The 12,108-nt window shown below is 32.6% G+C and carries 13 protein-coding genes; 12 read left to right on the top strand and 1 reads right to left on the bottom strand.

The window, feature by feature from the left end; all coding sequences use genetic code 11:
* Positions 1-4: 4 nt before the first annotated feature.
* The 6 genes from GMA06_RS00065 (at position 5) to GMA06_RS00040 (ending at position 5,037) form a co-directional block, all read left to right on the top strand.
* Positions 5-949 (top strand): nucleoside hydrolase, encoded by a 945-nt coding sequence (locus GMA06_RS00065; protein ID WP_163561280.1) that lies wholly within the window; start codon positions 5-7, stop codon positions 947-949.
* Between the two features lie 12 nt (positions 950-961).
* Positions 962-1,909, top strand: coding sequence for a glycosyltransferase family 2 protein (locus GMA06_RS00060; protein ID WP_163561279.1), 948 nt, complete (start codon positions 962-964; stop codon positions 1,907-1,909).
* Positions 1,896-2,417, top strand: a complete 522-nt coding sequence (locus tag GMA06_RS00055) for a YqeG family HAD IIIA-type phosphatase (protein WP_163561278.1) — start codon at positions 1,896-1,898, stop codon at positions 2,415-2,417. Before GMA06_RS00060 ends, GMA06_RS00055 begins: the two co-directional genes overlap by 14 nt.
* Complete coding sequence (gene yqeH, locus GMA06_RS00050; protein WP_163545196.1) at positions 2,410-3,507, top strand: ribosome biogenesis GTPase YqeH; 1,098 nt, start codon at positions 2,410-2,412, stop codon at positions 3,505-3,507. Before GMA06_RS00055 ends, yqeH begins: the two co-directional genes overlap by 8 nt.
* Positions 3,507-3,815 carry a ribosome assembly RNA-binding protein YhbY gene (gene yhbY / locus GMA06_RS00045; RefSeq protein WP_163561277.1) on the top strand — a complete coding sequence of 103 codons (309 nt, stop codon included), beginning with the start codon at positions 3,507-3,509 and terminating at the stop codon, positions 3,813-3,815. The genes yqeH and yhbY overlap by 1 nt, the downstream gene beginning before the upstream one ends.
* Positions 3,816-4,104: 289 nt before the next feature.
* Positions 4,105-5,037, top strand: coding sequence for a 2-dehydropantoate 2-reductase (locus GMA06_RS00040; RefSeq protein WP_163561276.1), 933 nt, complete (start codon positions 4,105-4,107; stop codon positions 5,035-5,037).
* A gap of 134 nt (positions 5,038-5,171) precedes the next feature.
* Here the strand turns inward: GMA06_RS00040 and GMA06_RS00035 are convergent, their stop codons facing one another.
* Positions 5,172-6,323, bottom strand: coding sequence for an iron-containing alcohol dehydrogenase (locus GMA06_RS00035; RefSeq protein WP_163545282.1), 1,152 nt, complete (start codon positions 6,321-6,323; stop codon positions 5,172-5,174).
* A gap of 85 nt (positions 6,324-6,408) precedes the next feature.
* On the opposite strand from GMA06_RS00035, the gene GMA06_RS00030 reads away from it, so the two are divergent.
* The 6 genes from GMA06_RS00030 to GMA06_RS00005 all read left to right on the top strand — a co-directional run bounded on the left by GMA06_RS00030 (position 6,409) and on the right by GMA06_RS00005 (position 11,841).
* Positions 6,409-6,879, top strand: a complete 471-nt coding sequence (locus GMA06_RS00030; protein ID WP_163545193.1) for a methylated-DNA--[protein]-cysteine S-methyltransferase — start codon at positions 6,409-6,411, stop codon at positions 6,877-6,879.
* Between the two features lie 189 nt (positions 6,880-7,068).
* The gene (locus tag GMA06_RS00025; RefSeq protein WP_163545192.1) at positions 7,069-7,269 is read left to right on the top strand and encodes a cold-shock protein; all 201 of its coding nucleotides are present in this window, start codon (positions 7,069-7,071) and stop codon (positions 7,267-7,269) included.
* An 88-nt stretch (positions 7,270-7,357) separates the two neighbouring features.
* Positions 7,358-8,119 carry an exodeoxyribonuclease III gene (locus GMA06_RS00020; protein ID WP_163561275.1) on the top strand — a complete coding sequence of 254 codons (762 nt, stop codon included), beginning with the start codon at positions 7,358-7,360 and terminating at the stop codon, positions 8,117-8,119.
* 64 nt (positions 8,120-8,183) lie between these two features.
* Positions 8,184-9,584 (top strand): dipeptidase PepV, encoded by a 1,401-nt coding sequence (pepV, locus tag GMA06_RS00015; protein ID WP_163545190.1) that lies wholly within the window; start codon positions 8,184-8,186, stop codon positions 9,582-9,584.
* Positions 9,585-9,703: 119 nt separating this feature from the next.
* On the top strand, positions 9,704-10,858 hold the full coding sequence (locus tag GMA06_RS00010; RefSeq protein ID WP_163545189.1) for an MFS transporter: 1,155 nt from the start codon (positions 9,704-9,706) through the stop codon (positions 10,856-10,858).
* Positions 10,859-10,953: 95 nt separating this feature from the next.
* Entirely contained in the window at positions 10,954-11,841 is an 888-nt protein-coding gene (locus GMA06_RS00005; protein ID WP_163561274.1) for a sulfite exporter TauE/SafE family protein, read from the top strand.
* Positions 11,842-12,108 lie beyond the last annotated feature (267 nt).

Raw genomic sequence — 12,108 nt, 5'->3', positions numbered from 1 at the left:
GAATATGACAAGAAAAGTATATTTAAACCATGACGGTGGTGTAGATGATTTAGTATCTTTATATTTATTATTGAAAATGGACGATGTTGAAGTTGTTGGTGTTGGTGTCATTGAAGCAGATTGTTATTTAGAACCTGCCGTATCTGCAAGTAAAAAAATTATTGAAAAATTCGGATCAGAAAAAGATAAAAAACATATCAAAGTTGCATCTTCTAATTCAAGACCGGTTCATCCATTTCCTAAAGAATGGCGCATGCACGCTTTTACAGTAGATGCCTTACCTATTTTAAATGAACATAAACCAGTAAGTATTCAAGATAGTTCTTTGAAAGCACATGAAGATTTAGTGCATGTCTTAAAAAATAGTGATGAAAAAATTGATTTAGTTTTTGTTGGTCCATTAACCGATTTGGCAAGAGCGTTAGAAATGGATGCAAGCATTGAAGAAAAAATCAATAAATTATATTGGATGGGTGGAACATTTTTAGAGCATGGCAATATTGAAGAACCGGAGCATGATGGAACAGCAGAGTGGAATGTATTTTGGGATCCATTTGCCGCAAAACGTGTTTGGGATTCTTCAATCAAAATTGAATTAGTTGCTTTAGAAAGTACAAGAAAAGTTCCTTTAACATTAGATGTACGTGATATGTGGGCAAGTCAACGTCGTTTTGAGGGAGTTGACTTTTTAGGACAATGTTATGCTATCGTACCACCATTGACTCATTTTGTAACGAACTCAACATATTTCTTATGGGATGTATTAACGACAGCTTCATTTGGACAAGAAGCTTTAGTCAAACGTGACATTGTATACAGTGATGTGGTCACAACAGGAGCAAGTAAAGGACGCACGATAAAAGTAGAAAATGGACGACCAGTTGACTTAGTATATGATGTCAATCCAACAGCATTTTTTGATTATATTACTGATTTAGCTAAAAAATAGAAAGGAGTAAGGATGATGTTATCAATTATAATTCCTTGTTACAACGAAGAAGGAGCCATTCCTTTGCTATATAAGCACGTGATTGATGTATTAAAAGAGATTGGTATGTCTTATGAATTGATTTTTGTCAATGACGGCAGTAAAGATAACACGTTATTGCAATTAAAATTATTGGCAAAAAAAGACAATCATGTAAAATACATTAGCTTTAGTCGTAATTTTGGAAAAGAAAGTTCAATGCTTGCAGGATTGAGTTACGCAAGTGGACAAGCTGTGATTATTATGGACGCTGATTTACAACATCCTCCTCTACTTATTAAAGAAATGATCAATGCTTTTCATGCTGGATATGATCAAGTAATTGCCAAAAGAACACGAACGGGAGATTCTGTATCTAAAACGTTTTTTGCCAAGATGTATTATAAAATTGTCAATCATTTAACAGATGTTGAAATGGTTGACGGTGTTGGCGATTTTCGTTTATTAAGCAGAAAAGCAGTCGATGCTTTATTGTCATTAAAAGAGAGCAATCGTTTTTCAAAAGGTCTTTTTTCTTGGATTGGCTTTAAACAAAAAATTATCGAGTATGAAAATCAAGAACGTCAAGTTGGAGAAACAAAATGGTCGTTGAAAAAATTATTTAACTATGGTGTGCAAGGTATTTTATCATTTAACGACAAACCTTTACGCATCACCTTTCAATTAGGATTAGTATGTGTGCTCATGTCATTTTTATATATTTTATGGACATTTATCACAATATTAAAAGAGGGTGTGACGGTTGGTGGGTATTTTACGACAATTTCTGCCATTTTAGTGATTGGTGGTGTGCAACTCATCTCGATTGGTGTTTTGGGAGAGTACATTGGTAAAATTTACTACGAAGTAAAAAAACGTCCACCATATCTGATTGATGATACAAATATAAACGTAAAGGAGAGCGAGCATGACATCGTTTAAACCAACATGGATGTTAAATAGTGTTTATGGTTTAACGCCAGAAGCATTACAAACACATGATATTCATACTGTTTTAGTTGATTTAGACAATACGATTGTTGCTTGGTGTGATCCATTAGGGACCCCTGCTTTAAAAGAATGGTTACAAACCTTAAAAGAGGCACATATTCAAGTAGCCATTGTATCGAATAATCGACAAAATCGTGTTGCCAAAGTAGCGAATACTTTAGATATCCCTTATGTTGCCAGTGCTAAAAAGCCACTGTCTAGTGGTTTGAAAAAAGCAATGGAGAATTTACAAAGTACACCAGATAAAACAATTATGGTGGGAGATCAATTATTGACTGATATTGTAGCCGGTACTTTATCAAAAATGAGAACAGTTATGGTAAAACCACTTGTAAACAGTGATTATTTTATGACAAAAATCAATCGTTTTTTTGAAAGACGTATTTTAGCAAAATGGCAAAAAAAATATCATTTAGAATGGAGAGAAACACTTGACTGAAACACTTTTTTGTATAGGTTGTGGATTAGCTATACAAACAGAAAATCCAAAAGAAAAAGGGTATACGCCGAAATCTGCGTATGAAAAAGGTATTGAAACAGGACAACTTTATTGTCAACGTTGTTTTAAATTAAGACACTATAATCAATTAGAAAAAGTATCCGTATCCGATGATGATTTTTTAGCCATGTTGCATGAAATAGGTTCACGTGATGCCTTGATTGTGAATGTGATTGATATTTTTGATGTTTATGGTTCTATGATTTCTGGTTTGCATCGTTTTGCAGGCAAAAACGATATTTTGATTGTTGCTAATAAAGTTGATTTATTGCCAAAATCCGTTAATTTAAATCGTGTGAAACACTGGTTAAAAGAACAATTACACACACAAGGCATTAAGCCTATTGATATTGTCATGGCAAGTGGTAAAAAGAAAAAAGAGATTGATGCCTTATTAGATGTTATTGAACATCGTAGGCAGGGTAAAGATGTCTATGTTGTAGGTGTCACAAATGTTGGAAAATCAACTTTAATCAATGCTATTATTTCTAGTTTAGGTGGTACACAAGAATTGATAACAACATCTCAATTTCCAGGAACAACATTAGATCAAATTCGTATTCCTTTTGAGGATGGCGCTGATTTAATTGATACGCCAGGAATTATTCATCGTCATCAAATGGCACATTATTTAGATGAAAAATCATTGAAACTAGTATCTCCACAAAAAGAATTAAAGCCGGTGACATTCCAATTAAATGAAGAACAAACATTATTTCTTGGAGGATTAGCTCGTTTTGATTATTTATCGGGAGAAAAAAATGCTATGACATTTTATTTTGCTCAAGAATTGTTGTTACATCGCACAAAATTAAATGGAGCAACAGCTTTTTATGACAAACATAAAGGTGGTTTATTATCGCCTGTCCCGCAAGAAGATGTGGCATTTGTACGTAGTGAATTTTTTATCAAAAAACAAATGGATATTGTAATTTCTGGATTGGGTTGGATTACAATGCATCATAAAGGTAAAGTAGCTGTTTATGTTCCAAAAGGTGTGGACGTAACAATTAGGGAGGCAATTATTTAATGTTGACAACAAAACAAGTCAAATTTTTGAAAAAAGAAGCACACCATTTAAAACCAATTTTTCAAATTGGAAAAGGTGGTTTAAACGAAGATATGCTTAGACAAATAGGTGAAGCTATCGAAAAAAGAGAATTGATAAAAATAAATTTATTACAAAATACAATGGAAGATGAAGAACATGTTGCAAGTGTTCTAACAGAAATGTTACACGTTCATATTGTTCAAATTATCGGGCATACACTTGTTTTATACAAAGTATCCTCAAAAGAAAAATATAGACGTATCTCTGTGTGTGTGAAAGAAGTATAAATACCTTATTATCTTCTATGTATTGCAACAATGATTAAGGAAAACAAAAATAGAGAAAAACGAGTCTTTATCGCTTTTCTCTATTTTTAATTCGTCGTTAAATCGTGTTGGTGTAAATGGAGCATGATTAAAATACAATGTCTTATGAAAAAGGTATCAAAATAGTTGTAGAGATATTTTTTATATGAATAAAATGTTCATGTTGACACAAAGCTCGTTTTTCTATATGCTAATCGTGTTAAACAAATGTTTTTGAAATGCTATAGGTATATAAGAAAAGGAGGATACTATGAAGTTTGCAATTTTTGGTGCAGGTGCTTTAGGGTGTCGTATTGGTTATCAGTTAATGAAAGCAGGGGAGAATGTCACATTGGTCGATACATGGAAAGACCATGTCGAGAAAATTAAAAAAAGTGGCTTATATGTCGATTATAATGGTATTGAAGAATGTGTACCAATTCCCATTTATTATCCTGAAGAAGTAACCAATACTTTTGATGTCATTATCCCATTAACAAAATCAATGGCATTAGAGAATGTCTTAAAAGATGTAAAAACATATTGTCATCAAAATACCCGTGTTATCTCTTTATTAAATGGGTTAGGACATCATACTATTTTTGAAAAGTATATACCAAAAGAAAATATCGTGTTAGGGACAACCATTTGGACGGCACAATTAAAAGAAGCAGGGCATGTATTGTTACATGGTGTTGGTAATATTACTTTGCAAAATGCTGTACTAGATGACACATTAAAAGAAAGCGTTGAACAGATTGTACATATTTTTAATCAAGCAAATTTAAATGCACAATATAGTGATAATGTGATGCATGCCATTTGGAAAAAAGCATGTGTGAATTGTTGCTCTAATGCAGCTACAGCTCTTTTAGAATGTAATTTAGGAGAATATTTATTACAAGAAAATGGTAAGGAGGTTGTTAGACATCTAACCGAAGAATTTGTAGAAGTCGCTCGCACACAAAATATTGATTTTGATTTAGAAGAATTGCTTGCGTTTGTCTTGCAGGCAACATTAAAAGTAAAAGACCATTATACATCTATGTACCAAGATTTAGTGAAAAACCGTCGCTTAACAGAAATTGATTATTTGAATGGCTATATTGCAAAACTTGGGAAACAAAACAATATTTCTGTTCCGTATAATGATTTCATCACAAAACTGATGCATCTAAAAGAGGTTATTTTAGACGCTAAATAAAAAACTTTGTCAAATTGTATTAGTAAGTTGTCCCAAAAGTCAAAAAGCGAAGTCAACACGGTAATATGTTGACTTCGCTTTTCCTGTTTTTAGGTGTTAGAATGAATTTTATAATAAAAATGAGGTACTTTTATTTATAAACTCATCTTCAAAATGGCAAGTGCATCATCATAGCCTAATGGTTCTAAACGACCAAAAGTACCATAAATCATGCAATGCTCTGTCATTTCTTTTAATTTTGTATCATCAATCTCAACTTGAGCTAAAGTACTTGGTGCATTTAAACTTGTCCAAAAAGCACGAAGTGCATCAATCCCAGCTTTTGCTGTATCAAAGGCTGTTTCTTTTTGAATGCCAAATACATTTTTTGCAAATTTCTCAAAACGATCCACGTGTTTAGGCATGACATATGACATCCAGTTTGGCATGATAATGGCTAAACCTTGTGCATGTGCAATATCATAATAAGCACTAACAGCGTGTTCGATATTATGCGTACTCCAGTCACCACTATATCCCCAACGTAAAGAACCATTTAATGCAACTGTTCCAGCTAGCATAAGTGTTTCTCGTGCATCATAATCTGTTGGATTATCAATCACTTTTGGTGCAGTTTCAATAATGGCACGTAAAACACCTTCAATCATACCGTCTTGAACAGTTGTGTTTGTAGCTTCGTTAAAGTATTGTTCAATTAAGTGACTCATCATGTCTACAATACCATTTACAGTTTGATGTTCAGGTAAAGTGAATGTGTATGTAGGATCTAAAATAGAAAAAGCAGGATAAACAAGAGGATTTCCCCAACCTAATTTTTCATTTGTGTCAATATTTGTAATCACACTACCAGAATTCATTTCTGAACCTGTTGCAGCAAGTGTTAAAATCGTACCAAATGGCACAGCTTGTGTTGGTTTATGTTTACCAATAACAATATCCCAAGCGGGACCGTCATAATAAGCAGCAGCAACAATCAATTTTGTACAATCAATGACACTACCACCACCAACAGCTAAAACCACGTCAATCTTGTGTTCTTTAATCATATCAGCACCTTTTTGAGCTGTTGTAACACGTGGGTTTGGTTCAACACCGCTTAATTCAAAAACATCAAAACCCTCTAATTCTGTCATGATAGAATCGTATAAACCAGTACGTTTAATACTACCACCACCATAGACTAATAATAGACGTTTTCCATATTGTTCAAGTTCTTTTTTTAATTGAGAGATTTTATTTTTTCCAAAAATAAGTTTTGTCGGGTTTTTATAAGCAAATTCAACCATGTGATTACCTTCTTTCATAAATAATGACTATAGTCTACAATATACATATATTACTTTCAACTATTTCGTTTTAAAGGAGGCATTCATGTATTACAGCACAATTTTTTATCGTATGCATACTTATTATATAGTTGTGTCAGAAAAAGGCTTAGTTTCTATTGATATAAGCCCGTTTTATGTACAACTTTATCAAGCTATAAAATGTGATGAAAAAACAAATATATATGTACAACAACTAATGGAATATTTTACAAAGAAACGTACCGTATTTGATGTCGTATTTGATTTACGTGGTACACCATTTCAAATAGAGGTTTGGAAAGCCTTATTATCTGTTCCATTTGGTTCGACGGCAACTTATACGGATATTGCTTGTCTTATCAATAAACCTAAAAGTGTCAGAGCAGTTGCAAATGCGATTGGTAAAAATCCAATTTTAATGATGATTCCTTGTCATCGTATTTTAGGTAAAAACGGTTACTTAGGTGGCTTTCGAGCAGGTATTTCTTTGAAAATAGAATTATTAGAACATGAAAAAGAAAAATATACATACTAAATCGAACATTTTTTTAAAAAATTATATTTTTCTCTGTACTTTTAGAAAAAAGTATGTTACATTAACTATAATGTTTTTTGTTAGACTTTTCGGGTAATTGTAAGTTTAAATCATTTTGTGTTTACGACAGTTGGCACCGGCTACAAAAGATATAATAAACTGTGCACGTGCACAACAGGAGGATTTCCAATGGAAAAAGGAACAGTAAAATGGTTTAATGCAGAAAAAGGATTCGGGTTTATTTCTCGTGAAGGTGGCGAAGATGTATTCGTACACTTTACAGCAATCCAAACAGACGGTTACCGTACATTAGAAGAAGGTCAAGAAGTTGAATTTGAAATCGGTGAAGGCGCTCGTGGCCCTCAAGCAGTAAACGTTGTAAAATTATAATCATAAAAAAGTCACCTTACTTAAAGGTGGCTTTTTTTATTTGATAGAGATAAAATAGAAATATATTTTAAAATAGAAGAGGTTATCTATGAAAATAACAACGTGGAATGTGAACGGTGTTCGTTCCGTTTTAACAAAAGGTGTTTTACAAGACTATTTACAAGAAAGTATGCCAGATATTATGTGCTTACAAGAAGTGAAAGCTCTAATAACAGATGTTGATTATCCATTTTCTGACTTTGGTTATCATGTCTATTGGAATAGTGCTGTAAAAAAAGGTTATTCTGGTACAGCTATTTTAACGAAAATAAAACCATTGTCAGTGTTTTATGGTATTGATAAAGAAGAACATGATCAAGAGGGGCGTGTGATTACACTCGAGTTTGATACATATTATCTTGTCACAGTTTATACGCCGAATGCAAAGCGTGATTTGACACGATTAGTTTACCGTCAACAATGGGAAGATGATTTTTTAAATTATATTAACGCACTAAATAAGAAAAAACCTATTGTCTTTTGTGGGGATTTAAATGTGGCGCATCGAGAAATTGATTTGGCAAATCCAAAAACAAATATTGGCAATGCAGGTTTCACAAAAGAAGAACGTGAAAAATTTGATTGTGTACTAAAAGCGAACTATGTTGATAGTTTTCGTGCTTTTTATCCAGACAAAACAGGTGCTTACACATGGTGGAGCTATATGAATCAAGCTAGAAAAAGAAATATCGGATGGAGAATTGATTATTTTATCGTAGCAAAAGAATTTATGTCACATGTTAAAGATGTGGTGATTCGTGAAGATGTATTAGGCTCTGATCATTGTCCAGTTGAATTATGGCTAGATTGAGTAAATGTATAGAGTGTTCAAAATGATTATGATATAATAATGCCAATGATTAGGAGGTTATGGAATGACAATAAATTGGACAGAAGAAGTAGCAAAAAGAAAAGATGACTTATTGGCAGATTTAAATGCTTTATTAAGTATTGATAGTGTTCGTAATGACGATTTAGCAACAGAAGATGCACCTGTAGGTCCTGGGCCAAGAAAAGCATTAGAGGCGTTTTTGGCTATTGGTGAACGTGATGGTTTTATCACAAAAAATGTAGATAATTTAGCTGGTCATATTGAGTTTGGACAAGGTGAAGAATTGATGGGGGTTTTTGGACATGTTGATGTAGTACCTGTTGGAACAGGTTGGGATACAGATCCATTTACACCAACAATTAAAGATAATCGTTTATACGCACGTGGTTCAAGTGATGATAAAGGACCAACAGTGGCTGCTTACTATGCTATTAAAATGATTAAAGAATTAGGTTTACCTGTGTCTAAAACATTACGCTTGATTATTGGAACAGATGAAGAGAGTGGTTGGAAATGTATGACCCGCTACTTAGAAGTTGAGAGAACGCCAGATTTTGGTTTTTCTCCTGATGCTGATTTCCCAATTATCAATGGAGAAAAAGGTATTTTAACATTACACGTCAGTGTTAAAAATGCACCAAGCCAAGCGGATACAAAATTAGTGTCTTTTGAAGCAGGTTTACGTGAAAATATGGTACCACAAGATGCTTCAGCTTTATTCGTCACACCTGTATCTATCGAAACATTACAAAAAGATTTAGATGCATTTGTCAACAAATACCCAATTACAGCTACTTTATCTAAAAAAGATAATACAGTAAGAATTGATGTTGTCGGAAAAGCATCTCATGGGATGGCACCGATGAATGGTGTGAATGCAGGTACTTATTTAGCTGTATTCTTAAATCAATATCATTTTGAAGGGCATGATAAAAACTTTTTATCCTTTATTGAACAAACATTACATTTGGAACATTATGGAGAAAAATTAGGTTTAACATATACAGATAAAGTCATGGGTGAATTGACAATGAATCCAGGAGTATTCACATATAATGAAAATGGTGGAAAAGTATTGTTAAACTTCCGTTATCCACAAGGTATTACAGCTGAAGAAATTAAAGCTGGAGCTGAAAAAGCATTGGTTGACTTTAATGTTGTTGTGACAGCCGGTAAATCTCAAATACCTCACTATGTTCCTGCAAGTGATCCACTTGTGAAAACATTACTTGATGTATATGAAAAACATACAGGGCATAAAGGTGTTGAGAAAACAATCGGTGGTGGAACATATGGACGTTTACTAAAACGTGGTGTTGCATATGGAGCGATGTTCCCACACAGCATTGATACAATGCACCAAGCGAATGAATTTATTGATTTAGATGATTTATTCAGAGCATGTGCGATTTATGCAGAAGCAATCTATGAATTAGTAAAATAATCTAAACAACCACTTTGCACCGTGCAAAGTGGTTGTTCAAATTAAAATAAACACGATTGTTTCTTGTATTGATTTTATGAGCTTACAAGAAACAAAGTGTTTTAAACGGGAGAATAAAGTTGAAAATAAAAGATAGTTATTTTAGTTACTTCACCATGTATTTTTTCTACTATGCCTCGTATGCATTATTCACAGCATTTACATCTATTTATGTATTGAATAAAGGCTATACAAGTGTGGATGTATCCATTATTGTGTCATCAGGTTTAATTGCAGGTATGGCAACACAACCTATTATTGGCTATTTAAGTGACCGTTTTAATATTAAATTGTTAAATACGATTTTGTTGAGTTTATCGGCTTTATTTGGATTAGTATTTTCTTTTTTAAATGATGTTTTCTTTATGGCGATAATGTATGCCATTGTTTTTTTATTGATGAATGGTGTGAACCCAGCTATTGAGAAAACAGCAACAACAAGTCGTTTTAGATATGGAACACTACGTATTTGGGGGACGATTGGTTTTGCGATTGGTGCACAATTAGCAGGTTTGGTTAATCAATACATAGGAGCATCGTTTATTTATTTTTTATTCTGTTTAACGATGCTTCTATCAGTATGTGGTATGTTATTTACAAAAAATAATGTAGATACATTAAGTATACAGACAAATCAATCTAATTATAAAGCGACGCTATTTGGTAATAAGCAATATACGATGTATTTGATTATTGCATCTATTTTTTATGGCACATTAAGTGTATCTGGAACGCATATTCCAGCAATGTTACAGCAAAGTGGATTAAATGAAACGGTAAGTATGACTGTTGTTTCATTTGCTGTTCTTTGTGAAATGCCGCTCGTTTTCTTTTCACATTTATTTATGGATAAAATGAAAAATAAACATTTACTTACTTTATTGTATATTTCTCTTATGGTACAGTTTTTAGCTTATGGCTTATTGGCGATTTTACCCATTAAAATTATCGCTACTTTATTGTTTAAACATACCGTTGGAATGACGTTTATTATGACCAATTTAAAAGTAGTACGTACAATTATACCAAATGAATATCAATTTAGTGCTTTATCAATTGTTGCAACATTAGGTAGTTTATCGGCTGTATTATGGCAATTTATTGGTGGATTTCTTATTACATATTATGGATATAGTAGCTTTTATTTAGTGATGTTAGCTTCATTATGTATTGGATTTTTATTATTAGTGAATTTTAAAGTGCAAGATAATAAAGATTTAATTTTGTTTCGATAATAGTCGTCATCTTAGAGCAAGATGACGACTTTATTTTTTGTAAAAATAAATAAAAAACAGTTTACGAAATAAAGATTTCGTATTACAATACGTTCATGGAAAATCAACTATTATTGCATAGCATTCAAATTTTACTTATCTGTTTAATTTTTTGGTTTTTGTTTATTATGTTTTCTTATACAAAAAAACATAAAATATCATTAACAAAAAAGTTTTGGACAGGATTTGGTATTGGTTATTTAACGGATTTATTGGATACATTAGGAATAGGAACTTTTGCAACGACAACAACACTTTTTAAACTAACAAAATTAGTAGAAGATGACCGTAAAATACCAGCCACTATGACAACAGCTCATGTTATTCCTGTTTTAACAGAAGCACTTTTATTTATTACAATTGTTAAAGTCGATTTATGGACACTCATTGTCATGGCTTTATCTGCTTTTTTAGGAGCATTTGTTGGAGTACGCGTAACACAGCATTGGAATACGTCTAAAGTCCAACGCATTTTAGGTTCTTTATTGCTTTTAGCTGCTTTTTTTATGGTATATCGTATGATAACCAATCCGGGTGCCGATTTAAACGATGATATAAGAGGATTGTACGGTATCAATTTATTGATAGGTGCCATTTTTGACTTTGGTATTGGTATGCTCATGAGTATGGGCTTAGGAAATTACGCTCCAGAATTGATTTTCTTCTCACTCATGGGAATTAGTCCTGCCGTTGCTTTACCTGTTATGATGTTAAATGCAGCTATGATTATGACAGCAGGAGCCAAACAATTTATTTTATCAGGACGTGTCAATTGGCCTGGCGTTCCTGGCATTATTGTTGGTGGTGTACTTGGGGTATTAACAGCAGGGTTCTTTTTAACGAATATTGATGTAAATCAATTAAAAGTACTTGTTGTGTTTATCGCCTCTTATACAGGTATTACGCTTTTATACGCGTCATATAAAAAACGTGTTGACGGATAAATCCGGAAACACGTTTTATTTTATAAATAGAACTAATTTTATTATTAAATCAATAAAGTCAGAAATTAGTGAGTTTTATAGATGATGAACTTTAGCATGATATAGAATAAAAAGGGCTCTATAATAAATCGTGTTGGTGGGAATAATCCACCAACACGATTTTGTATATAAAAGTGGACAAAAAAAGAGAAATACCTGTATGATTAAATCACCACAATTAAACAAGGAGGTATTTCTCATGGATTATTATACAAAAAAATTATTGAC

The sequence above is a fragment of the Granulicatella sp. zg-84 genome, from assembly GCF_010892375.1.
Classification (GTDB): domain Bacteria; phylum Bacillota; class Bacilli; order Lactobacillales; family Aerococcaceae; genus WM01.
This window is presented reverse-complemented; position numbering and strand designations above follow the sequence as displayed.

Coding starts and splice junctions, on each gene's coding strand:
- GMA06_RS00065 (WP_163561280.1), top strand. CDS start 5: ATGACAAGAAAAGTATATTTAAACCATGACGGTGGTGTAGATGATTTA.
- GMA06_RS00060 (WP_163561279.1), top strand. CDS start 962: ATGATGTTATCAATTATAATTCCTTGTTACAACGAAGAAGGAGCCATT.
- GMA06_RS00055 (WP_163561278.1), top strand. CDS start 1,896: ATGACATCGTTTAAACCAACATGGATGTTAAATAGTGTTTATGGTTTA.
- yhbY (WP_163561277.1), top strand. CDS start 3,507: ATGTTGACAACAAAACAAGTCAAATTTTTGAAAAAAGAAGCACACCAT.
- GMA06_RS00040 (WP_163561276.1), top strand. CDS start 4,105: ATGAAGTTTGCAATTTTTGGTGCAGGTGCTTTAGGGTGTCGTATTGGT.
- GMA06_RS00035 (WP_163545282.1), bottom strand. CDS start 6,323: ATGGTTGAATTTGCTTATAAAAACCCGACAAAACTTATTTTTGGAAAA.
- GMA06_RS00030 (WP_163545193.1), top strand. CDS start 6,409: ATGTATTACAGCACAATTTTTTATCGTATGCATACTTATTATATAGTT.
- GMA06_RS00025 (WP_163545192.1), top strand. CDS start 7,069: ATGGAAAAAGGAACAGTAAAATGGTTTAATGCAGAAAAAGGATTCGGG.
- GMA06_RS00020 (WP_163561275.1), top strand. CDS start 7,358: ATGAAAATAACAACGTGGAATGTGAACGGTGTTCGTTCCGTTTTAACA.
- pepV (WP_163545190.1), top strand. CDS start 8,184: ATGACAATAAATTGGACAGAAGAAGTAGCAAAAAGAAAAGATGACTTA.
- GMA06_RS00005 (WP_163561274.1), top strand. CDS start 10,954: ATGGAAAATCAACTATTATTGCATAGCATTCAAATTTTACTTATCTGT.